Consider the following 22075-nt stretch of genomic DNA (forward strand, 5'->3'; position numbering starts at 1 on the left):
CACAGCGGTTACATTTTCTACCTATAACAGGCCGTACAGTCCCCAAGGAGCTGCTTCATGAAGATTCACGCCTTACGCCTGACCATGCTGGCCGCCGCGTTCGCTGTCGGTTCGGCCCATGCCGATGAGGTCCAGGTAGCCGTAGCGGCCAACTTCACCGCACCGATCCAGGCGATTGCCGCCGACTTCGAAAAAGACACCGGCCATAAGCTGGTCGCGGCCTACGGCGCCACCGGGCAGTTCTACACCCAGATCAAGAACGGCGCGCCGTTCGAAGTATTCCTGAGTGCCGACGACACCACCCCGCAGAAACTCGAAAGCGAAGGCGACACCGTCAAAGGCTCGCGCTTCACCTACGCCGTGGGCACCCTGGCGCTGTGGTCGGCCAAGGAAGGGTATGTGGACGCCAAGGGTGAGGTCTTGAAGAGAAACGAATTCAAGCACCTGTCCATCGCCAACCCGAAAGCCGCGCCTTATGGCCTCGCCGCTACCCAGGTGCTGGCCAAGGAAGGGTTGACCGAGAAGGTCAAGGACAAGCTCGTCGAAGGCCAGAACATCACTCAGGCCTTTCAGTTTGTCTCCACCGGCAATGCCGAGTTGGGTTTCGTCGCCTTGTCGCAGATCTATAAAGACGGCAAAGTCACCAGCGGTTCGGCCTGGATCGTCCCTGCCACCCTGCACGACCCGATCAAACAAGACGCGGTGATCCTCAACAAGGGCAAAGACAGCGCCGCAGCCAAGGCCCTGGTCGAGTACCTCAAGGGGCCGAAAGCCGCTGCCGTTATCAAGTCCTACGGTTATGAGCTGGCCAAATAAATGCCCCTGTCGAGTGCCGATTTTTCCGCAATCTGGTTGACCCTCAAACTGGCGTCACTGACCACGGTGATCCTGCTGGTCATCGGCACTCCGATCGCCTTGTGGCTGTCGCGCACCCGTTCATGGTGGCGCGGCCCTATCGGCGCGGTGGTGGCCCTGCCGTTGGTACTGCCGCCCACGGTAATCGGTTTCTACCTGCTGTTGACCATGGGGCCCCATGGCTACGTTGGCCAGTTCACCCAATGGCTCGGCCTGGGCACCCTCACCTTCAGCTTCGCCGGGCTGGTGATTGGTTCGGTGATCTATTCCATGCCGTTCGTGGTGCAGCCGTTGCAAAACGCCTTCTCCGCCATCGGCACTCGCCCATTGGAAGTGGCCGCGACCCTACGCGCCAATCCCTGGGACACCTTCTTCACCGTGATCCTGCCCCTGGCGCGCCCGGGATTTGTTACCGCGGCCATTCTGGGCTTTGCGCATACCGTCGGCGAATTCGGCGTGGTGCTGATGATCGGCGGCAATATCCCGGACAAAACCCGTGTGGTCTCGGTGCAGATCTACGATCACGTCGAAGCCATGGAGTATGCCCAGGCCCATTGGCTGGCGGGCGCCATGGTGGTATTCGCGTTCCTCGTGTTGCTGGCGCTCTACTCCAGCCGTAAAACCAAGATGGGCTGGAGCTGATGTCGATGATCAATGTGCGCCTGAACGTGAAGTACCCAGGCTTTGCCCTGGACGTGGACCTGCAGTTGCCCGGCCGTGGGGTGACTGCGCTGTACGGGCACTCGGGCTCCGGCAAGACCACCTGCCTGCGCTGCATCGCCGGGCTGGAGCGCGCCGAAGACGGGTTTATCCAGATCAACGATGAAGTCTGGCAAGACAGCCGCAACGGGCTATTCGTGCCGCCGCACAAGCGCGCGCTCGGCTACGTGTTCCAGGAGCCGAGCCTGTTCCCCCATCTGTCGGTGCGGGCCAACCTGGAGTTCGGTCTCAAACGCATCGCGCGCCCGCAACGCCGGGTGGATATGCTTCAGGCTACGGAGTTGCTGGGGATCGGCCATCTGCTTGAGCGTCACCCCCAACACTTGTCCGGCGGTGAACGCCAGCGTATCGGTATCGCCCGTGCCCTGCTCACCAGCCCAAAACTACTGTTGATGGATGAGCCCCTGGCCGCTCTCGACAGCAAGCGCAAAGGTGAAATCCTGCCCTACCTGGAACGCCTGCACGACGAACTGGACATCCCCATGCTGTACGTCAGCCATGCCCAGGATGAGGTGGCACGCCTGGCCGATCACATCGTGTTGCTCAGCGACGGCAAGGCGCTGGCCAGTGGTCCCATCGGCGAAACCCTGGCGCGGCTCGACCTGCCCCTGGCGTTGGGGGACGACGCGGGCGTGGTGATCAACGGCAGCGTCAGCGCCTACGACGATCACTACCAACTGCTCACGCTGCAACTGCCCGACAGTGCCCAGCATCTGCGCGTGGCCCATGCACCGCTGGCGTTGGGCAAGGCGTTGCGGGTCAAGGTACAGGCGCGCGACGTCAGCCTCAGCCTGCACGCCGGAGAGCACAGCAGCATCCTCAACCGCCTGCCGGTGACGGTTACCCAAGAGATTGCAGCGGATAACAGCGCCCATGTGCTCGTGCGCCTGGACGCGGATGGCACGCCGTTGCTGGCGCGTATCACGCGGTTCTCCCGTGACCAGTTGCAACTGCATCCCGGCCAATCGATGTGGGCACAAATCAAAGCGGTCGCTGTACTGGCGTAAGAAACCTTTTTGGCACGACCGCACACAGCTGCGGTCAATCAGGCATACCGGCCTGTTCTGCTTCCAAGGAAACCGCACCATGCCCGACTCCGCGCTGCCCGCCGACCTGCCCCGCGACCTGCATTACGTTGACGACACCCAGCCCGGCATCCGCCGCAAGAAGCTGCGCGGCAAATTCCAGTACTTCGACGCCAAGGGCGAGCGCATCCAGGACGCCGATGAGATCAAGCGCCTGAACGCCCTCGCCGTCCCTCCGGCCTATACCGACGTGTGGATCTGCGCCGACCCGCGCGGCCACCTGCAAGCCACCGGCCGCGACGCCCGTGGGCGCAAACAGTACCGCTATCACGCGCGCTGGCGCGAGGTGCGTGACAGTGACAAGTACGCTCGGCTGCAGGAATTCGGCAACGCCCTGCCGAAACTGCGCAGACAGCTGGAAGCGCAGATCGCCGAACCCGGCTTCACCCGCGAAAAAGTCCTGGCCACGGTGGTGATGCTGCTGGACGCCACGCTGATCCGTGTCGGCAATACCCAATATGCACGCGACAACAAATCCTACGGGCTGACCACCCTGCGCAACCGCCATGTGGATGTGAAAGGCAGCGAAATCCAGTTCCAGTTTCGCGGCAAGAGTGGCGTGGAGCACCAGGTCAGCGTCAAGGACCGGCGCCTGGCCACAGTGGTCAAGCGCTGCCTGGAGTTACCAGGGCAAAATCTTTTCCAGTACCTGGACGAGGACGGCGAGCGGCACACCGTCAGTTCCCATGACGTCAACGCCTACCTGCACGACCTTACCGGTGCCGACTTCACCGCCAAGGATTACCGCACCTGGGCTGGCACCGCCATGGCGCTGGCGGTGCTGCGGGAGTTGGAATGGCAACCGGAATCCGACGCCAAGCGACATGTGGTGGCGATGGTCAAGGATGTCGCCAAACAGTTGGGCAACACGCCCGCCGTGTGTCGCAAGTGTTATATCCACCCGGCCGTGCTGGAGCATTTCAGCCTGGGTGAATTGTCCAAGCTGCCCAAGCCACGGCTGCGCAAAGGCCTGAAGGCCGAGGAAGTCGCCTTGGCGATGTTCCTTGAGCAACTGGCCGCCGACTTGCCCCAGAAAGCCAAGGCGGGTTAGGCTCTGCCTCCCTTCTGACTCCCGGGACGACCGCCGACGTGAACCACTAAGCCTTCCAAAATGTATCTGCAACAAGCCGCAAGGCGCGCTTGTTGGCCTGTTCGACATTTTTTTGGAGGTGCTGATGACTGACGTCAACCGGCTGCCCGTATTGGTTTCCCTGCAACACCTGTGCTTCGAGTTCGCCAACGGCGAGACCTTGCTGGACGACCTGAGCCTGTCCATCGACCACACACCCACCGGCATAGTGGGGCGCAATGGACGGGGCAAAAGTATCCTCGCCAAACTCATCGCCGGAGTGCTGCTACCCACCAGCGGCTCACTCGATTGCGCGGCCAGCGTGGCCTATGTGCCGCAGTACCTGGCGGTGACCGCAGGGGGAACCGTCGCCCACATTGCCGGGGTCGCCGAGGCATTGGCGGCCCTTGAACGCATGGCCCGGGGCGAAGCGCAGGTCGACGACCTGGCGCTGATCGACGATCGCTGGGACCTTACCGATCGTTTGCGCCGGGCCCTGGATGCAGCAGGTCTGGAACAACTCGGTTTTGCAGCGCCGGCCGAGCGACTCAGTGGCGGCCAATTGGCTCGAGTCGCGGTAATCGGTGCGCTGTTGGCCGCCCCCCAACTGCTGGTGCTGGATGAACCCACCAACCACCTCGACAGGGCTGGCCGCACCTGGTTACTGCGTGTGCTGAAGGATTGGCGCGGCGGCCTGGTGGTGGTCAGCCATGATCGGCAATTGCTCGACACCATGGGCCGCATCGTCGAACTATCGCCCCTCGGACCACAGGTGTATGGCGGTAACTACCAGGCTTATCGCACCCAACACGACGGGCAGCAACAGGCCGCCATCGCTGCGTTGGAACACGCTCGCCAGGCACGCAGCCGCGAACGTCGGCGCCTGCAAATGGACCACGATAACCTGCAACGTAACGCCGCCCAATCGCGCAAACACGCAGAGACCGCCAACGTGGACCGGTTTACCAGGGCTCGGTGGAAAAACGCCGCCACCGAGGTCGTCGACACACGGCACCGCGCACACCTCGCCGACAAAGCCCGGTTGGATGACCTGGTGCGCCAGGCCTATGCGCGCGTCATCGATGAATCCCCCACCTTGTTGGCTTTGCCAGGCTCAGCGGTACCCAATGGCCGACAGGTGTTGGCCCTGGTCAATGCCCGGTTACCGTGGCTGGACCACCCAGCGCTCACCCTTAACCTGATGGGCCCGGTGCGCGTTGCCGTGCGTGGGCCAAACGGCTGCGGAAAATCCACCTTGCTCAAGCTGCTGGCAGGCCAATGGCAGCCGCTCAGCGGTGAATGCCACGTGTTTGTGCCCAGTGCCTATATCGATCAGCACCTGGCGCTGCTGGACGACCGGCGCTCCGTCGTCGAGCAGCTCAACCTGCTCGACACACCACTGGCCGAAGCCGAACTGCGTACGCGCCTGGCGTTGCTGCAACTGGATGCCCTGCGGGTGACACAACCGGCCGCGCACCTCAGCGGCGGCGAGCGTTTGAAAGCCGCGATGGCGATTGCGCTGTGGCGTGAGACACCCGCGCAACTGCTGTTGCTCGACGAGCCAACCAACCACCTGGACCTGGAATCGGTGAACGCTTTCGAGCAGGCGTTGCGAGGTTTTACCGGGGCGATGGTGGCGGTCTCCCATGACGAAGCATTCGTTCAGGCGATCAAGCCGACTCACCTTTTGACGTGGGAGACTGAGGGTTGGCGCCTGGAGAGTGTCTGAGGTCATTGCGCGCGCAATCAAAGCGTCCTAGGGTAGTGGCCGGATAATCTCACCGAGGAAGCCGGCCCTATGTTGCCTTCGCCCCACAAGCCGTATGCCAACGCCGCACTGGCCCATCAAAAGCGCTGGCGGGGCCGCGTCGGCCTGATGCTGGTGGCCAGCCTTTCGGTATTGGCGGGCATGACTGACGCCATCGGCTTTATGGCCAGCGGCGACTTTGTTTCGTTCATGAGCGGCAACACCACGCGCCTGGCAGTGGCCATCAGTGTTGGGGATCTCGGCTTGACCGCACGCCTGCTGTTGCTGGTCGCCACATTCGTCGCCGGTAACGCCTTGGGTGTAGTGGTCAGCCGTCTCAGCCGGCGCCATGCCCTGCCCCTGCTGCTGTGTATTGCAACGTTGCTCTGCGGCGCAGCCTTGTTGCCCTTCGCCGATACATTGCCCGCGCTGCTGGCGGCGATTATCGCGATGGGCATGCTCAACGCAGCCGTGGAAGAGGTCAACGGCTTGCCGGTGGGTCTTACCTACGTCACTGGCGCGCTGTCACGCTTCGGGCGCGGACTGGGACGCTGGATGCTGGGGGAGCGCCGTAATGGCTGGCGGGTGCAACTGATTCCTTGGGCGGGAATGTTTGTAGGCGCGGTGATCGGCGCGTTGCTGGAGCAGCACATGGGGCTGAGGGCGCTGGTGGTCAGCGGTGTATTGGCGGGGGTGTTGGGGCTGGTGTCGCTGAAGATTCCCCGGCGCTGGCATTTGGGTTTTATGCCGCGATAAGGAACAAAGGTGCCCGCCCGACGGTTAGGCCTCGACGTCCGTGTACTGGTAAAGAGCCATTATGTCGGGCGGGCGGATTGAATCATAAGCGAATGTCCAACGGCTGTCCCGCCGGGCGTTTCCCAAAATGACTAAGGCAACGGACTACAGACAAGTCGCGAGTGCGGCCAAACGACGTTTGGCCGGCATCGTATCTTCAACGGCGTAGTACTTGACGGACGAACCGGCGCCGGCGCTTTGCACGTCGACGAAGTAATCGCCACCCGTGGTGTAGACGGTGAAGCCACCGGCGCCGTTCGGCTCTTTGAAGCCTCCGGCGTCGACGCCAAACACGCTTTCGTCCTGCCAGCCAAACTGAATGCACTCGGCAACCACCAGCGTGGCCTTGTCCGATGCCATGGCCTTGTACGGAGCACCCAAGCGCGCCTCGTTCATCTTCGATCCCGCGCAACCGGCCAGTGCTACCAATACCAATGCGCCCATTACCACCTTGTGCATGCCATTGCCTCGTTGGAAAAAACGCGACTGTACCATTGCCGCAAGGCTGACTGACGCCGCCATGAATTTTGTTTCACTGTGGAGCGAGAATGTGCCGCCTATAGTGGCCTGGCTCATTTTCAGAAGCCTTCCTTCTGCCCGCCCTCCCGCGGGCTTTTTTTCGCCTGCGCTTCAGAGCCACCAGCGAAACAGGTAGAACAGCGCCATGCTCAGCAGCACGGTAATCAATACGTTGCGCGTCCAGAACATCAGCGCCACCGCGCAGATACCTGCCAGAAAATACGGATTGGCCGGGCTGAGGTTGAGCTGGTGGTCGGCGAGGAAAATAATCGGCCCGCAGATCGCCGTGAGCATGCCCGGCACCGCAAACCCGAGAAACTCCCGTGCCCCACGGTTGAGGCGCACCGGCAGGCGCGGCTCGATAAACAAATAGCGGTTGAAAAAAACCACCAGGCCCATAGCCACAATCATCAGGTAAATCATCGCTGCCCAACCCCCAGCCGTTTGCAGAAAAAACCTGCGCTCATGCCCAGCACGCCCGACACCACCACGGCCGACTCCCAGTGCAGGAAGCTCAGCCATACGGAAAACAGCAGCGACACCGCCACGCAGACCACCGTCGGCACGTCGCGCACCACCGGGGTGATCAGCGCAATAAAGGTGGCGGCAATCGAGAACTCCAGGCCCAACTGATCGAGGCCGGGGATGCTTTTGCCCAGCACGATACCGGCCAGGGTGAACAGGTTCCAGATGATGTAAAACGTCAAGCCGACGCCCAGGGCATACCAGCGATTAAAGGTTTCGCGGTCATAGTGGCTGACCAGCGCAAAGAACTCATCGGTCATCAGAAAGCCCAGGCTGATGCGCCAGCGCGTCTTGAGCGGCGAAAGAATCGGGCGCAGGTGCATGCCATACAGCAGGTGTTGGGAGGTCAGCAGCAAGGTAGTCAGCACAATGGAAATAAGACTGGCGCCGCTCTTGACCATGCCAATGGCGACCAACTGCGCAGCGCCGGCAAACACAATGGCGGACAAGCCCTGGGCTTGCAGGGGGGTGAATTGCGCATCGATGGCCATGGAGCCGGCCAGCAGCCCCCAGGGCGCACAGGCCAGGGACAAGGGAATGACGGCGATTGCGCCGCGAGCGAACGCGTAATGAGGTAAGGCAGCAGGCATGGAAACGGCTCATCGACAGACAGTCGACAAGCATGCCAGCCCTCTAAGGGGCTTGTCTTGAACGATCTTGCTCAGGCGAGCCTGACCGACACCTGCTCCACCGAATCCCGCGCTTCACGCAGTTCGTGAGCGTCCTGGTTGAGTCGGTGAATCGTGTTGAGCAACCTTTGGCGCAGCACTTCATCGCCGAGCTTTTCGACGGCACGCATCAGGTCGAACGCCGCGGTTTCGTTATTTTCCGCGACGGAATCCAGAGTCTTGCGCAGGTTGCGAGTGGCACGGGTCACGCGGGTCTTCCTTCATCAGCAATGGGGAGGCACTTTAGGACATTCGTGTTTCATTTTAATTTCAATCACTTGTGGCGGTTTTCCGGTGATTTGATCCATATCAACTGAAACAGGATTTGACCTAAATATATGGAAATACGTATATTCGAATCCTCATATATACAGAGATCATGGTCATGTCGGCGCCCCTTACACCGCCCACCTTGTTCAAGTGCCTGGCCGACGCCACTCGGGCGCGGCTGACGTTATTGATTCAGCGTGAAGGCGAACTTTGCGTGTGCGAACTGATCCATGCCTTGGACGACAGCCAGCCAAAAATCTCCCGCCACCTGGCGCAACTGCGCAGTTGCGGGCTGCTGCTGGATCGTCGTCAGGGTCAATGGATCTACTACCGCGTCAACCCGGCACTGCCCGATTGGGTGACCCAGGTGCTGGACATCACCCTGCAAGCCAACCAGCCATGGTTGCACAACGACGTACAGCGTCTGGGTGCAATGGGCGACAGACCACAACGAGCCAGCACCTGCTGCTGAACCACCGGAGCGTTTATTCATGCTTGTCGCAGTCGCCATTTTCATCTTCACCATCGTCCTGGTCATCTGGCAGCCCAAGGGGCTCGGAGTAGGCTGGAGCGCCACACTGGGTGCGATCCTGGCCCTGGCCTGTGGCGTGATCAGCCTGGCGGATATCCCGGCGGTGTGGCACATCATCTGGAATGCCACCGGGACGTTTGTCGCGCTGATCATCATCAGCCTGCTGCTGGATGAGGCCGGGTTCTTTGCCTGGACGGCGCTGCATGTGGCGCGCTGGGGGCGCGGACGTGGCCGGCGATTGTTTGCGTATATGGTGCTGCTCGGGGCGTTGGTGTCGGCGCTGTTTGCCAACGACGGCGCAGCGCTGATCCTCACGCCCATCGTGATGTCGATGCTGCTGGCGCTGCGCTTTTCGCCGGCGGCGACCCTGGCGTTTGTGATGGGCGCGGGGTTTATCGCCGACACGGCGAGCCTGCCGCTGGTGGTGTCGAACCTGGTGAATATCGTCTCGGCGGACTATTTCAAGATCGGCTTCAACGAATATGCCGCCGTCATGGTGCCGGTCAACTTCGTCAGCGTCGCCGCCACCCTGGCAGTACTGCTGTGGTTCTTCCGCCGCGATATTCCGCAGACCTACGACCCGGCCGACCTGGCTGACCCCGCCAGCGCGATCCACGACCGCGCCACCTTCCGCGCCGGCTGGTGGGTGCTGGGCATCCTGCTGATCGGCTGCTTTGCCCTGGAACCGCTGGGCATTCCCATCAGCGCGATTTCCGCGGTGTGCGCCGTGCTCCTGCTGGTGATCGCCGCCAAGGGCCACAAGATCTCCACGCGCAAGGTGCTGAAGGAAGCCCCGTGGCAGATCGTGGTCTTTTCCTTAGGGATGTACCTGGTGGTCTACGGCTTGCGTAACGCCGGCCTCACCACCTACCTGGCGACCTGGCTCGATACCTTTGCCACTTACGGCGTGTGGGGTGCGGCCATGGGCACCGGCGTGCTGACGGCTTTGTTGTCCTCTGCGATGAACAACCTGCCGACAGTATTGATCGGCGCGCTGTCCATCGAGTCCAGCCATGCCGTGGGCGTGGTCAAGGACGCAATGATCTACGCCAACGTGATCGGCAGCGACCTGGGCCCGAAAATTACCCCCATCGGCAGCCTGGCCACTCTGCTGTGGCTGCATATCCTGGCGCGCAAAGGCATCACCATCACCTGGGGCTACTACTTCAAGGTCGGGATTGTGCTGACCTTGCCGGTGCTGCTGATCACCCTCGCCGCCCTCGCGTTGCGCCTGAGTATCTAACGGAGAGACCGCAATGAAAGTCCTGTTCATGTGCACCGCCAACAGCTGTCGCAGCATCTTGTCCGAAGCGATGTTCAACCACCTGGCCCCGCAGGGTTTTGCCGCGATCAGCTCCGGCAGCTTTCCCAAGGGCCAGGTCCTGCCGCGCAGCCTGAGCACGTTGCAGGCGGCGGGCATCCGCACCGAGGGGTTGTACAGCAAGGGCAATGACGCATTTGAAGGCAGCCCGCCGGATGTGGTCATCACCGTCTGCGACAAGGCGGCGGGTGAAGCCTGCCCGGTGTATTTCGGGCCGGCGGTGAAGGCGCATTGGGGCTTGGAAGATCCTTCGGATGTGCAGGGCGATGAAACCAATATCCAAGCCGCATTCGACGCAACGCTGGCGACCATCGCCACCCGTTGCCGGGCGTTTTTCGCCCTGCCCTTTGCCCACCTCAGCCCTGGCGAGCTGAAGGCCGAGCTCGACCGCATTGCGCGGCTGTAAATGACCACGCTCTGACGGCAGGTTGAATCCCCCTGTGGCAAGCGGGCTTGCCACAACAGCGTGTGCAGATATGGATCGCCAGCCCTCTGCCAGCGTATGCTCTCGCACTTTCCTGAAAGGACGCGGGCATGCTGACGATCTTTTTTTACGCGCTGGTATTCGGTTTTGTGTTTTGCCTCTCCCCCGGCGCCGTGCTGGCGGAGACGTTGCGCCGTGGCTTGCTCCACGGTTTCACACCCGCCTTGCTGGTGCAGTTTGGCTCGCTGGTAGGAGACGCAGTCTGGGCGGTGATCGGCCTCACCGGCATCGCGCTGTTGATCCAGCATGACGCCGTGCGCGTGCCGCTGACGATCATCTGCGCGCTGTACCTGGCCTGGTTGGGCGTTCGCAGCCTGATCGACGCCTGGCACTTGCCCGAAGCCGATGATGCACCGGCCAGTACCCGACAAAATGCGCTGGCCGTGGGCGCGGCAATCTCCCTGGCCAACCCGAAAAACATCGTCTACTGGGGAGCACTCGGCAGCGCGCTCTCAGGCATCGTCGGCGCCACGCCCAGTCATGGACAGACGCTGATGTTTTTCGCCGGCTTCATGTTGGCTTCGGTGCTGTCATGCTTTTTGATCGCTGCACTGGTGAACCTGCTGCGCAAGAACGCATCGCCCACTTGGCAGCGCATCAGTTATGGCGCCTGCGGTTTGGTATTGATCTATCTGGCCATTCTCGCCGCACGCGGCATATGAAGTTATATATCGGGTAACTTTCGAAGGCCTCTTGTCTGAATGAACCCTGAACACCGGGCTATCTAATTAATCATGCGCTGACATTGTGTAACTGTCTGAGTAGTTTGCCCGTGCCCGCAACTGGGGCCTTTTTTAACCCTCACAAAAGAAGCCAATGGACACAGTATCCAGTCGCTGTCCGAGCACCGCATTGGCGGGCATCGGGCGCCCAACCCAGAATATGACAGGACTCGCCTCCCCGGTCCGGTAAGCTGCGCTGGAGCTTGATAGTAGAAGTTATCCAAGATCGCGAAGTCAGCGACTCGGCATGCTTTCGCTCGCCTGTATTCAGGTAAGTACCGGGTATGTTTTGTCGAGAGTTGGCGACAGGAGCACAGACAATGAGCGCCGTAAAAAACACGCTACTGCATAAGAAAAGTGGTCCATGACAAACCGCCTCACGCCATCGTCCAGTTCCTGCAGGCACTGAACAATCCGTTCATCTACGTGCTGCTGACCAAGCAGGCGGAACGCCAGCGCAACCATTTCACTGGGCTTGGCCAGTTGCGCCAGGTGCCGTTGCAACTGCGGGTCGTCCAGGTAATTGCCTTATGATGACGGCACCATTGCCAACGAGGGGTAAAGCACGTGGACCGTATCGAACAAATGGCGCTGCTGGCGACCTATAACCAGTGGATGAACCGCAAGGTCTATGACGCGGCGGCCAAGCTCACGGACGATGAATTGCGCGTGGACCGCCGGGCATTTTTCGGCTCGATCTTCGGCACGCTCAACCATCTCACGTTGGGCGACACGGTCTGGCTCAAGCGCTTTACCCTGCACCCCGCAGGCTATGAGGCGCTGGCGCCGCTGAGCGCCATTGCCGCCCCCTCGGACCTCAAGCAACTGGCGTTCGCCGACCTGAGTGAACTCGCGGCCCGGCGGCGTTGGCTGGACCAATTGATCATCGAGTGGGTCCACACCCTGCGCGAGCCCGACCTCGACCATCACCTGCACTACCACAACATGCGCGGCGCGGCGGCCAGCAAGCCGTTTGGCGCCCTGCTGGTACATTTTTTCAATCACCAGACCCACCATCGAGGCCAGGTCACCACGCTGCTGACCCAGGCCGGGCAGGACGTAGGCGATACGGACCTGCTCGCTTTGATTGACTGAACTCAGCGAGCACTGAACTCGGCATAGGCCTGCAACAACCTTACAAAATCCTCGGGTTGCGGCAACTGCTCGAAGCTTTCGACGGCCGGAGTGGAAGCCCAGGCCAGTTTTTCGCGGGTCCAGGTCTCCATAAAGGGCGCGTAATCCGCGGCACTATCCAACAATGTCGCACGCACGTTGACGAACTCATCGATGCCATGGGGCCGGGTAAACAGCCAGCTCATGCAGTGCGGGCAGCAATAGTGACGATCGACCCCGTGCAGGCCGCCGACCACCGGGCAACCCTGGGTCACGGTGAACGCGCTGGCGGGAATCAGCGCGCTGAGGGAGAACGCACTGGCGGTCATCTTCTGGCAACCGGTGCAGTGGCACGCCATGGTAATTACCGGCGCCTGGCTCACGCTGAAGCGCACCCTGTTACAACGGCAACTGCCTTCCAGGGGCAGGGTTTCGACGCTCATCACACACTCCTTTTCATGATCAGTGGCGTGGCAGGTTAGCGTCCAGGCAGGGGTATTGAACAGGTCCAAGGGCAAAACCGAACGCTGCCGCACCCACGGGGTCGAAATTTCAGGTGCCCGGATTTTTAATCCCCGCCCTCCCCGCGTGCATTGTGGGTTTACCGATGCGCGCACCCAATAAGAAGGAGACGCTTACATGGTCATTCACTTCAAGGTTGCCGGGCATCTGGCCTGCGGTCATCACGGCAATAACCTGCCCTCCAGCACCGAGCTGAAACGGGTCAAGTGCCGCACCTGCCGCAACACCGACGCCTTCAAGGAAGCACGCCGCAACCAGCGCAACGCCGCTCGCCGTGCTTCGCGCCAAGCCAAGACCCACACCAGCACCGACTGGCGCAGTGCCTGGACGCAACGCCTGACCGAGCTGACAGGGCTGCAACGCCTGCCACGTGGCTTCGGCGCACAGCCCTTCGTATAAGCCAGAAACGCAGAAGCCCCGGTCAAACCGGGGCTTCGTTTTCAATCAATCATCATTGGACACCGGCCGGTTGCGGGCCTGGTAGCCCGGCAACGTGGCGGCATACGCCAGCGCCTGTTCGCGGGAGTTAAAGGACGCCAGCCGGTCCTGGGGCGTACACACCCGCCATGGCCCGAAATTGACCTGCACGATGTCGTACCCATTCAGATGCAGCTTCTTCAGCAGTGGAGCGCTCATAGTCACCTCGCTTTCCTGAGATTAGCGTTGCACGCCCTACCTTACACCCGAGTCCAGGCTCATGACTGACCGCATGTCGCGGCGGCCACGCTACTTGACCTTGTTGCTCAAGGTATCCACCGTGCGCTTGAGATCATCCAGGCTGCGCTTCAAACCGTCGATGTCGCTTTTCTGCCGTTCGATCGTGCTGTTCTGATTCTCGACCGTGCGCTTGAGGCTCGCCAACTGGCTGTCACTGGAGCTGGCACTCGAACCGTCCCTGCGCTTGAACTCATCGAACGCGCGGTCCTGACCCTCCAGCTTGCTTTTCAGGCCTTGCACCTCGCTATCGGTACGTTTCTGCGCCGCTTGCAGCTGTTCAATATCCCCCACCGAAATGCTCGACGCCTTCAATACATACTGATTGCCGGCCTCCAGCGAAGCCCCCGTCAACCGGTCACCGTCTGACGCACTGAAATCCCCCCACTTCACCGCACTCCCAGCCTGTGCCGTACCGGCCAACAGTCCCATGACACCTGCAACCACCCACCAGGATCGCTTGCGAACACTGAGCATCAACTGATTCCTTTCCAGACTGCCGGGATGGCATATCGCTATGACTGTCATTTATGCCGCTTGTTCCCCTGCGGTAGGAATCCTCTGGTTCGCCTGTTAAAGCCGATGTAGATCACTGATCTGCCAAGCTTTTTCAGGCGCCCCTGAAGCAAGAAAGCGGCAGTCCGACCTTGCGTCGAAGCGCCTGGATCTATATATTCCCAACCCTGTAACAACGCGCTACCGCCCGAATGGCGAAACTGGTAGACGCATGGGACTTAAAATCCCCCGCTCGTAAGGGCGTCCCGGTTCGATTCCGGGTTCGGGCACCATATATATCAAGGGCTTGCATGATGATCTTCATGCAGGCCCTTATCTTTTTTGCTCCGCAATTTCCATTGCTCCGGCGTCCTGCCGACCTAAATCAAATCCCAAGATCAAGCCCCCTGCTAAGCCGTCCACTCCAACGAACAGAAATGCCGAACAGCGGATCTTCGCGTCGATCACCTTGGTGAGGCCGGCAATCTGCATAGTGTCGGAGATTTTGTTGTTGTTCTGGTTAGCAGTCAGTCGAGTGATCCGCAACAGCCGTCCGGTTGTCACGCGCGGCAGATTGACGGCGCGTGCTGCGCTCCTGCTTTTCTCCAGGCAATAAAAAAAGCCCGCCGAAGCGAGCCTTTGATGAAGTGGTGCTGACTATAAGCAGCCTTGCAGCGCGACCAATCGCTTATTCGCAATCCAGTTGGCGACCACCACGTAATAAGTGGGAGCGCATGCTCGCCTCCTTGTACTTCGGTAAGAGGATCACGCCGCGCGGATCTTCGAAGCCGTAGGCGCCTGAAGCCAGGTAAAGGTCGATTCATGCGCCACATAGCCCGCATCCAGCAACGCAAACGTCAAACCTGGCTCGCGCTGCCAGCCAGCGGAATAGAAGAGGTAGGCCTTGGCTGTGACCCAGGAAGAACGAACGGCCAGGCTCGCCGAGAAGCGGCAGGAACTGGGCGATGCGGCACACAGTCCCGTACGGTACCCGGCAAATGCTCGACGAGCTGATGCTCTGGCATTAGCTCGAGGAAGTCAGCGAGGCGGTGCAGCTGCTGGTGCTGAATGGCCGAGCCGAGGATCTTGAGCGCGACGACGTGAACATCAAGGAGACCTTGCGAGGCTCAGCCATAAAGCTGGTGCAGCCGCAAAGGCCGCGAATGATGATGTTCAACTGCGATGGTTGCGGTCGGTTCATAAGCGACGCTCAGCGCTACCGGGAAGACTGCCGGAACTGCGGAACAAGCAACACACCTTAAGGAGCGTTACCGTGCGTGCTTAACGCTGCCTTGCTGAGCGAATTGTTCAAACTCGGCGAGCATGATAACCGCCGTGAACTGCAGTTCCCCGTACTGAGCGGCTATCTCGTCAGTCTGGAACGGCCAGTATTTGTCGTAGAAATCTTCCGCCGCTGCCTCAGCTTCGTCTTTTGCGATTTGAAGCTTATGAAGGCCTGCTTCGTAGTTGTAATCACGCATACATACCTCCTTGATCCGGCTCCATGCCGGTCACCCGTAATACCCTATATCGCTGAATAGCGCCAGACGGCTAGGCTATCAGCGCTTATCGCGAGCTTCGGGATTCCATGCACTGCAGAGAAACATGATCCCAGGAGCAATAAAGATACCCCAATAACCATTGAAGCCTGGATAGAAAAGCGGCCCGAATATCGCAGTGACAAGCAAAGCGAGCCCTGCCCATAACCGCTTACGCGGTGTGAACCACTCGCGGAACGCTTCAAGCTTTTTACCGGCCATTACCACCTCCTTGTTTGATAGGCAGCAAAGCATATCACCCACTTAAACGGATCACGCCAGCCGGCGAGGCGAAGCCATGCCTATCGCCCCGGAATACCTGAAATCGATACTCGCCTACTCGCCAGAATCGGGCATTTTCACCTGGCTTGTCAGCCGAAGCAGAACTGTTGCGGGCAGCCTGGTTTCCAGTGGCTATCTGAAGGTGATGATCGACAGAAAGCGGCACAACCTGCACCGACTCGCATTCGTCTACATGCTCGACCGGCATTTGCTCAATCATAGCAATCGCGATGGGCCTAACCTCGTTCTCCTACACCAGCATCTGGAACGATGGCGCCGGAAGGATAAGCATCACAAGCTACAGCTACGGATTTTACGTTGGATGCTTTCTTTTTTATGGCTTGCCGCCACCTCTGTTATTGAACTTCAACGTGATAAAAGACGCTCACTGACCGCAAGCTCGTAAAACAGGGCTGACATTACAACTCGGTCATGGCGTTTTGCACCTTCGGCACATCACAAAGGTCACGAGGAATGAGCTCACCAGAAAAGGACGCAGCAAGATCTACCGATATATCGATAGCAGTAATAGGTATTGCTCTGGGCCTAGCCGTCGCCGTCTACATAAGCCCTAAAAACCAGTATTTCTTGGGTACTTTTGCATACCTCTGGTTACCGCTGCACAGGTTTGCATCATCCTTTAGGGGCTGAATCTACAGTCTTCCTGGCCAGGCATCCAGTGTGTATGGAATGCCAGTAACTACGTCCATTACGAAATGGTAGCGTTGCGCCACACTAATTCATCAAGCGCATGAGGAAGCCATGGCAATAGGCGACAAGATAAGACAATTCTCTGTAGCGCCCGCCAAAGATCATCAGTGGATCCGGGGGCTGCGCTACGCGATCATGTTAGAAATTGAAGATTTCAAGGACCGCGAGGGTATGCGCTTATCTCGTTCAGCGGAACGGATAAACGCTCTCAAGGGCAACGAACGTTTCGCTCATCGACTTTCGAATCTGCAAGAAATTATGGATCTCATAGCACCTTTAGAAAACGAAGATCCTTTACGGTCAGCCGAATTAGGAAATGAGTTGGCCGACTACCTATCGGCTAGAGAGAACAATCCTGATTGTAGTAGCCCGAACAGGCTCAAAGGCGAGTTGCTAGGGATGGATCTTGGCCTTTGAATTTATGGATTTCCCCAGCCCCGTCGCCCGCAGCCCAAGGAATGGGGAAGTGCCAATACCGGCGCGTTTATGACATGGAAGTCAAATGAGCAAAACACGTTTGCAGTAGCGTCTGGACATCTCGCACATACACCAGCATTGCTGGCTTTAATCCTTAACCTTACCGGGCGCAGCAGCCTGGCGATTACTTGGATGGGACGTGCTCATCTACTCGATCCCCAGTGCTCGTGTCGACAATGATCATGTCCCGCCAGGTATTACTGGGGGCGGTTGTGAGCTGCCAACCGATCGCGAGAAGCTTGAGACACAGTTCCCTTGGATCAACGGCGAGTACATCGAAGCGTTCAACAAGATCGCGACAATCCTCACCAGCCGCAAGGCTTTCGCAAGCGGCGGCCTGCATCGCAAGCCCGAGAGGATTGCCGATCGGCAGTTATCGCGATAGCGACCTGCGAAACCCGCTAGAAAAACTTAAACCATAGAAGTTAGTGATCGGAATGTACTTTTGCGCAGAATTTAGTCATTTAGGGACCTACCTGGCTCAGCCCTCGGCACTTTAAAGTACGCCAATCATTCAACTATCGGCGTCTGTATGAATCTCTGGTTTCGACTTCTCCTCATGCTACTTCGTCGACCTTGGCGCAGACCGGCAAAAGCGCTGGAATCGACCGTCATCCGAATGCGCGTCTGGCCACTGGACCTCGACTTCAATCGACATGTCACCAACGGCCGATATTTCACACTGGCCGATGTCGGACGCATGGATTTCGTTTTGCGCAGTGGCGCCTATCGAGTAGCTATTAGAGCAAAGGCGCTGCCCATCGTTGGAGACACTTGGGGTAAATTTCGTCGTGAGCTTAGACTGTTTGAAGCGTTTGAAATCCACACAAGGATGCTTGGCTGGGACGACAAGTGGAGCTTCATGGAGCATCGATTTGTGAGCAAAGGCAGAGTGATCGGCGTTGTCGTAATGCGAGGTCTATTTCGTTCAGCGAAAGGTGTTATTCCGCCAAGCGAGTTTGTTCGAGAACTGGGACTGCCCGAACGGTCGCCAGAGATGCCGACATGGCTGACCTCGTGGTCGCAGAGCTGCGATGCCATGAGCCGCCAGCTCAGAGATGAAGAAAGCACCCATGATTGACTGACTTGCAGGCAGCCCGTGACCCGTGCGCTATTGGTTTACCCGCCTTAACCGTAAATTAACGCAACCCATTCCGGCGTTGTTCGATGTTCAACGCTTACTCTGCGGCGCATCAAGGGGGATTTCGAGGATGAAGGTTGCGCCCTGCCCAGCCCCGTCGCTGTGCACGGTCAAGCTGCCACCCATTTCCTGCGCGGCGAGCGCGCAGCTGTGCAGGCCGAAACCGTGACCGTCTTTGCGCGTCGTGAAGCCATGGGAAAAGATACGCGTCAGGTGCTCTGGCGTAATTCCGTTGCCATTGTCGGCCACCGTGATACGCAAGACTGTTCCGTCAGCAATGAGGGAGGCGCTGCACGTGATGCACGGGCCGCGATCGACCACGCCGTCCAACGCCTGCCCGGCGTTTCTGATCAGGTTCACCAGAATCAGCAGCACCCGGTGCCGGTCCAGCGACAGCAGGGGCAAGTCGGCAATGTCCTTGACCACTGTCACCTCCTGTTTCATCCGTGAGCCGGCACTCATGCGCCAGGCATCATCGATTAATTCCGAAACCGGTATTGTCTCGACGACACTGACAGCAACGGCATAGGACTGCTGGGCAGCGACAATGGTCTTGATGTGGTCAATGCCTTTGGTGAGTTGCTCGAGTTCTTCGATGATGCCCTGCTGCTCTGCCGCCACCGCCTGCGCCAGCTTGAGCAGGTAGTCGGGCAGCATCTTTCCCCTCTGGTCCTGGGTGAGGAAATCGCTCAACTCATGGATGTGTTCGTTCATCATCTGCGCCACCTTGCCCAGGCCCTGGGCCTTGGAGGTGCGCATCTGGCTGCTGACCAGCTCTGCCGAAACGTTCACGCTGTTGAGGACGTTGCCGACATTGTGCAGCACCGTCGTGGCGATCTCGGCCATACCCGCCTGACGGGATTTCGCATGCAGCTCGGATTGCACCTGGCTCATGCGTAGCGCCGCGCGTACACGAGCCTTGAGCTCCAATGGCGAGAAAGGTTTGGCGATATAGTCATCGGCGCCACTCTCCAGCCCGGAGATGCAAGCCTCGCTGCCGCCGCGGGCCGTCAACAGGATGACGGGCAGATGGGCAAAACCGGCGCTCGCCTTGATTCTGGCGGTCAGGCCGAAGCCATCGAGCTCCGGCATCATCACATCCGAGAGAACGACATTGATCGGTTGGCGCTGCAGTATGGCCCAGGCCTGCTCTCCGTCAGCTGCGGTGACGACACTGTAGTCGTCGCGCAAAAGCTCGCTGAGGTAACTAAGCATTTCCGAGCTGTCATCAACCACCAGAACCCTGGACTGCGAGGCGCGTTCCGGGTGCTGCTCGTTGTCTGCATCACCCATGGACGCTGGGTCGTTGCTACTGCCACGGTGGCCGTCGTCAAACAGCAAGTGGCGCTGCTCGGTTGTGATCATTGCGGTGGGTGACGATCCCTCATGCAGATGGCTGGCTTCGGTCGGTACGGTGTTTTGCTCAGTTCCCCGAGGAAATCGAACAAGGAAGCATGACCCCTTTCCAGGCTCACTGTTGACGCGAACTTCGCCCCCCATCAGCTCGACCAGATCCTTGACCAGGGCCAGACCGATGCCTGTACCGCTGTAATGCCGCGTGGCGGAATTGTCGATCTGGGAAAAACGCTGGAACAGCAGGGGCAATTTGTCAGACGCGATGCCAATGCCCGAGTCTTGCACCGCGAGTTCAAATCGCTCGTCATCAAGCGCAGTGACGGCCAGATGCACGGTACCGCCAGCGGGGGTGAACTTGATGGCATTACTCACCAGGTTGAGCAGAATCTTCTCGAAGTGTCGGGGGTCCAGGAACACGGTTCCGAGGGCAGGATCGATGCTGCAGGTCAACGTGCAGCCTTTGCCCTTGGCCACCATGGCGGCGTCCTCGGCCAGCACGCCCACTGCCTTGTTCAAATCAACGGGCGCCGGACACAGCTCAAACTTGCCTGCTTCGGCCTTGGAGAAGTCAAGGATATCGTTCACGCGGTTCATCAAGCGCAGTGCGTTTCGTTGTGCGCGGTCGATTTGCACGTGCCAGTCCGCCGGCGGGGTCATCGCCACCGAAAGCTGCTCCAACGGGGCGAGAATAAGGGTCAGGGGGGTACGCAGTTCGTGGCTGACCGTGGCGACGAAATCACTCTTTGCCTGGTTGGCCGTCTCGGCCTGGTTGCGCGCCTGAATAAGTGCGACCGCCTGTGCCTCCAGCACCTCGGTCTGTCGGTGCAGCGTGTCGGTCCGTTCGGCGACCATCCTCTCCAGAGAGGCCTGCACCTGTTGTCTTTCGGCTTCGGCCTCGGCCTCCAGCACCCGGATGCGCAAAGCATTCTCCTGGAACACCCGGACGGCCCGCGTCATGATCCCAATCTCATCGCCGCGTCCAGCGCTGGCGATCTCGGCGGTCAGGTCACCGGCAGCAAGCCGGCGCATGACCGAGGCCAGGGCGACGATGGGCTGCGCGACAAACCGCGAGGTGCTCCAGGCGATGGCACCGGCCAGCAGGATGGCGACGGTACCCGCGATGATCGCCGCAAGCATGCCGCGATCCTTGTGGGCCAAGGCGTCTGAGCGCGCCTCGCCAGCGAAGCGCGCAACCAACAGGCCCGCGCTCCGTGCCTCATTGCGAACTTGGTCGCGCGCGTCGCTCAAGGCGTTGCTCGCCTGATGGAACCTGGCAAATGCCGCTCGGTAGCCAGCGATCTGATCGCTGACCGTCAGGGGCGTAGCGTTGGCCTGCGGCCCCACAGAAGAAGGGAGAACCCGCGCGAGACGGGAGAGCTCATCGAGGATGACGCCTACAGAGCTGGCGACCTCGGCCGACGGCGCCAGGCGAAACGACAAGGTCTGCGCCTCCAGGGTGGCAACACGTTCGGCGAAACGCTTGGACAACGCGGCTGCATTTTGCAGTAAACCGGTGGCGGCCTGAATGTCACTTGCGTCATGGGCAATATGCTCGTCCACTTCAGCCAACATGACTTCAAGGCGCTCTGCCACACCTCCAACAGCACCCAGATACCGCAAAGCCTCGCCTCCCCGAAGCTTGGGAGCCTCGCCAAGCTGCTCGAGCGCCAGGCTGGCTGCAGCCACCGCCTTCGCCAACTGCTCCAGGGTCTCCACCTGCTGCGGCGCTCCCATCAACTCGCGCAATTGCTCGACCACAGGCGGCAGCGCCGCACAGGCGCTGCGCGCCGCAGTGGCGGCCGCACCATCACCGGTCACCAACACCTTGGCTACATTGGCGGTAATGATGCGTTCACCGTTGCGCAGGATATCCAGGATGCGATGGGCGCTCTGGGCGTTGCTCACCCGCGCCTCGTGGTCGGCGGCGCGGGAATCCAGGCCCTTCAGCCCATCGGCGATACCCTGCTCAACGAGGGCCGTCGCCTCTCGCATCCGGGCGTAATGGGCCGTCATATTCTCGGTTTCGCCATCCATGGTCAGGGTCGCCGCCCGCAAGGACGCGATCGCTGCAGCGAGCCTCTCCAGGCTGCCCTTGAGCGATTGCGCCTCTGCCGCCGGAATAGCGTTAAGGCCGCTGATAGCGGTCGCTACCAAGCCTTCGGCCTGGGATAAGCTTTCCTGGTCGCGGGTGGCAATGAAGTTTTCCACCCGCCCGGTGGCCCCGTTGACCGAGGCCAGAATTTCCGCGGAATGGCTGGCGGAATCCACCGCACGTACCATGCCTCGCAGACCGTAGAGGTTCACGAGCGATACCGCCAGCATCAGCAACACCAGTGCGGCAACCGCCAGGCCAATCCTGACGGCAATAGGCCTGGCCGTGGCTGATTTGAATGTCAACATGGACCTCGCCCGCC

26 protein-coding genes, 1 tRNA gene and 4 pseudogenes are annotated in these 22075 nt (G+C 60.0%); 18 read left to right on the plus strand and 13 right to left on the minus strand.

What is annotated here, in order from left to right; all coding sequences use genetic code 11:
• Nucleotides 1-57 precede the first annotated feature (57 nt).
• The 6 genes from modA (at nt 58) to M2397_RS08235 (ending at nt 6232) form a co-directional block, all read left to right on the plus strand.
• A complete protein-coding gene (gene modA / locus M2397_RS08210) occupies nt 58-816 on the plus strand; it encodes a molybdate ABC transporter substrate-binding protein (RefSeq protein WP_167656287.1) in 759 nt (252 codons plus the stop codon).
• Nucleotides 817-1497, plus strand: coding sequence for a molybdate ABC transporter permease subunit (gene modB / locus M2397_RS08215; RefSeq protein ID WP_131696212.1), 681 nt, complete (start codon nt 817-819; stop codon nt 1495-1497). It begins immediately after the preceding gene.
• Between the two features lie 5 nt (nt 1498-1502).
• On the plus strand, nt 1503-2582 hold the full coding sequence (modC, locus tag M2397_RS08220) for a molybdenum ABC transporter ATP-binding protein (RefSeq protein WP_131696641.1): 1080 nt from the start codon (nt 1503-1505) through the stop codon (nt 2580-2582).
• 79 nt (nt 2583-2661) lie between these two features.
• Nucleotides 2662-3711 (plus strand): DNA topoisomerase IB, encoded by a 1050-nt coding sequence (locus M2397_RS08225; RefSeq protein ID WP_131696211.1) that lies wholly within the window; start codon nt 2662-2664, stop codon nt 3709-3711.
• A 124-nt stretch (nt 3712-3835) separates the two neighbouring features.
• Nucleotides 3836-5458, plus strand: coding sequence for an ABC-F family ATP-binding cassette domain-containing protein (locus M2397_RS08230; protein ID WP_259242617.1), 1623 nt, complete (start codon nt 3836-3838; stop codon nt 5456-5458).
• Nucleotides 5459-5527: 69 nt separating this feature from the next.
• Nucleotides 5528-6232: a YoaK family protein gene (locus tag M2397_RS08235; protein ID WP_131696209.1), complete on the plus strand. Its 705-nt coding sequence runs from the start codon at nt 5528-5530 to the stop codon at nt 6230-6232.
• A 144-nt stretch (nt 6233-6376) separates the two neighbouring features.
• Here the strand turns inward: M2397_RS08235 and M2397_RS08240 are convergent, their stop codons facing one another.
• The 4 genes from M2397_RS08240 to M2397_RS08255 all read right to left on the minus strand — a co-directional run bounded on the left by M2397_RS08240 (nt 6377) and on the right by M2397_RS08255 (nt 8192).
• The gene (locus M2397_RS08240; protein WP_131696208.1) at nt 6377-6730 is read right to left on the minus strand and encodes a hypothetical protein; all 354 of its coding nucleotides are present in this window, start codon (nt 6728-6730) and stop codon (nt 6377-6379) included.
• Nucleotides 6731-6901: 171 nt separating this feature from the next.
• Nucleotides 6902-7213, minus strand: a complete 312-nt coding sequence (locus M2397_RS08245; RefSeq protein WP_131696207.1) for an AzlD domain-containing protein — start codon at nt 7211-7213, stop codon at nt 6902-6904.
• Nucleotides 7210-7905, minus strand: coding sequence for an AzlC family ABC transporter permease (locus M2397_RS08250; protein WP_131696206.1), 696 nt, complete (start codon nt 7903-7905; stop codon nt 7210-7212). The genes M2397_RS08245 and M2397_RS08250 overlap by 4 nt, the downstream gene beginning before the upstream one ends.
• A 71-nt stretch (nt 7906-7976) precedes the next feature.
• Nucleotides 7977-8192: a hypothetical protein gene (locus M2397_RS08255; RefSeq protein ID WP_025856028.1), complete on the minus strand. Its 216-nt coding sequence runs from the start codon at nt 8190-8192 to the stop codon at nt 7977-7979.
• A gap of 176 nt (nt 8193-8368) precedes the next feature.
• On the opposite strand from M2397_RS08255, the gene M2397_RS08260 reads away from it, so the two are divergent.
• From M2397_RS08260 to M2397_RS08285, 6 genes and pseudogenes are all read left to right on the plus strand, one after another.
• On the plus strand, nt 8369-8725 hold the full coding sequence (locus M2397_RS08260) for a metalloregulator ArsR/SmtB family transcription factor (protein WP_259242618.1): 357 nt from the start codon (nt 8369-8371) through the stop codon (nt 8723-8725).
• A gap of 19 nt (nt 8726-8744) precedes the next feature.
• On the plus strand, nt 8745-10028 hold the full coding sequence (locus M2397_RS08265; protein ID WP_259242619.1) for an arsenic transporter: 1284 nt from the start codon (nt 8745-8747) through the stop codon (nt 10026-10028).
• Nucleotides 10029-10041: 13 nt separating this feature from the next.
• A complete protein-coding gene (locus tag M2397_RS08270) occupies nt 10042-10512 on the plus strand; it encodes an arsenate reductase ArsC (RefSeq protein ID WP_259242620.1) in 471 nt (156 codons plus the stop codon).
• Between the two features lie 128 nt (nt 10513-10640).
• Nucleotides 10641-11252: a LysE family transporter gene (locus tag M2397_RS08275; protein ID WP_131696202.1), complete on the plus strand. Its 612-nt coding sequence runs from the start codon at nt 10641-10643 to the stop codon at nt 11250-11252.
• A gap of 414 nt (nt 11253-11666) precedes the next feature.
• Nucleotides 11667-11750, plus strand: a pseudogene (locus tag M2397_RS30450) (cation-transporting P-type ATPase); the annotation flags it as partial.
• A gap of 129 nt (nt 11751-11879) precedes the next feature.
• A complete protein-coding gene (locus tag M2397_RS08285; RefSeq protein WP_259242621.1) occupies nt 11880-12407 on the plus strand; it encodes a DinB family protein in 528 nt (175 codons plus the stop codon).
• A gap of 2 nt (nt 12408-12409) precedes the next feature.
• Here the strand turns inward: M2397_RS08285 and M2397_RS08290 are convergent, their stop codons facing one another.
• Complete coding sequence (locus M2397_RS08290; protein ID WP_259242622.1) at nt 12410-12868, minus strand: GFA family protein; 459 nt, start codon at nt 12866-12868, stop codon at nt 12410-12412.
• A 196-nt stretch (nt 12869-13064) separates the two neighbouring features.
• Here M2397_RS08290 and M2397_RS08295 point away from each other — a divergent pair, with 196 nt between their 5' ends.
• Complete coding sequence (locus M2397_RS08295) at nt 13065-13346, plus strand: hypothetical protein (RefSeq protein ID WP_131696199.1); 282 nt, start codon at nt 13065-13067, stop codon at nt 13344-13346.
• Nucleotides 13347-13391: 45 nt separating this feature from the next.
• On the opposite strand, the gene M2397_RS08300 is transcribed toward M2397_RS08295, so the two are convergent.
• The gene (locus M2397_RS08300) at nt 13392-13583 is read right to left on the minus strand and encodes a hypothetical protein (protein WP_027606617.1); all 192 of its coding nucleotides are present in this window, start codon (nt 13581-13583) and stop codon (nt 13392-13394) included.
• A 90-nt stretch (nt 13584-13673) separates the two neighbouring features.
• On the minus strand, nt 13674-14138 hold the full coding sequence (locus M2397_RS08305; protein WP_259242623.1) for a hypothetical protein: 465 nt from the start codon (nt 14136-14138) through the stop codon (nt 13674-13676).
• 224 nt (nt 14139-14362) lie between these two features.
• Here M2397_RS08305 and M2397_RS08310 point away from each other — a divergent pair.
• A tRNA-Leu gene (locus M2397_RS08310) sits at nt 14363-14449 on the plus strand.
• Between the two features lie 154 nt (nt 14450-14603).
• Here M2397_RS08310 and M2397_RS30455 read toward each other — a convergent pair.
• The 3 genes and pseudogenes from M2397_RS30455 to M2397_RS08325 all read right to left on the minus strand — a co-directional run.
• Nucleotides 14604-14729 (minus strand): annotated as a pseudogene (locus tag M2397_RS30455) (host specificity protein); the annotation flags it as partial.
• Nucleotides 14730-15424: 695 nt separating this feature from the next.
• Nucleotides 15425-15637 (minus strand): hypothetical protein, encoded by a 213-nt coding sequence (locus M2397_RS08320; RefSeq protein WP_167656281.1) that lies wholly within the window; start codon nt 15635-15637, stop codon nt 15425-15427.
• Nucleotides 15638-15715: 78 nt separating this feature from the next.
• Entirely contained in the window at nt 15716-15916 is a 201-nt protein-coding gene (locus M2397_RS08325) for a hypothetical protein (RefSeq protein WP_259242625.1), read from the minus strand.
• Nucleotides 15917-15992: 76 nt separating this feature from the next.
• On the opposite strand from M2397_RS08325, the gene M2397_RS08330 reads away from it, so the two are divergent.
• From M2397_RS08330 to M2397_RS08345, 4 genes are all read left to right on the plus strand, one after another.
• Nucleotides 15993-16382, plus strand: coding sequence for a hypothetical protein (locus M2397_RS08330; protein ID WP_259242626.1), 390 nt, complete (start codon nt 15993-15995; stop codon nt 16380-16382).
• Nucleotides 16383-16738: 356 nt separating this feature from the next.
• The gene (locus M2397_RS08335) at nt 16739-17104 is read left to right on the plus strand and encodes a hypothetical protein (protein WP_259242627.1); all 366 of its coding nucleotides are present in this window, start codon (nt 16739-16741) and stop codon (nt 17102-17104) included.
• 199 nt (nt 17105-17303) lie between these two features.
• Entirely contained in the window at nt 17304-17549 is a 246-nt protein-coding gene (locus M2397_RS08340) for a hypothetical protein (protein ID WP_259242628.1), read from the plus strand.
• A 147-nt stretch (nt 17550-17696) separates the two neighbouring features.
• Entirely contained in the window at nt 17697-18245 is a 549-nt protein-coding gene (locus M2397_RS08345) for a thioesterase family protein (protein ID WP_131696189.1), read from the plus strand.
• Nucleotides 18246-18335: 90 nt separating this feature from the next.
• Here M2397_RS08345 and M2397_RS30460 read toward each other — a convergent pair whose 3' ends face one another.
• The 3 genes and pseudogenes from M2397_RS30460 to M2397_RS30470 all read right to left on the minus strand — a co-directional run.
• Complete coding sequence (locus tag M2397_RS30460) at nt 18336-19199, minus strand: sensor histidine kinase (RefSeq protein WP_371920992.1); 864 nt, start codon at nt 19197-19199, stop codon at nt 18336-18338.
• Nucleotides 19200-19670: pseudogene (locus M2397_RS30465) on the minus strand (response regulator transcription factor); the annotation flags it as partial.
• A gap of 78 nt (nt 19671-19748) precedes the next feature.
• Nucleotides 19749-22061 (minus strand): annotated as a pseudogene (locus tag M2397_RS30470) (ATP-binding protein); the annotation flags it as partial.
• Between the last annotated feature and the right edge of the window lie 14 nt (nt 22062-22075).

The organism is Pseudomonas sp. BIGb0381, from assembly GCF_024809815.1.
In the GTDB taxonomy this organism is placed as follows: Bacteria; Pseudomonadota; Gammaproteobacteria; order Pseudomonadales; family Pseudomonadaceae; genus Aquipseudomonas.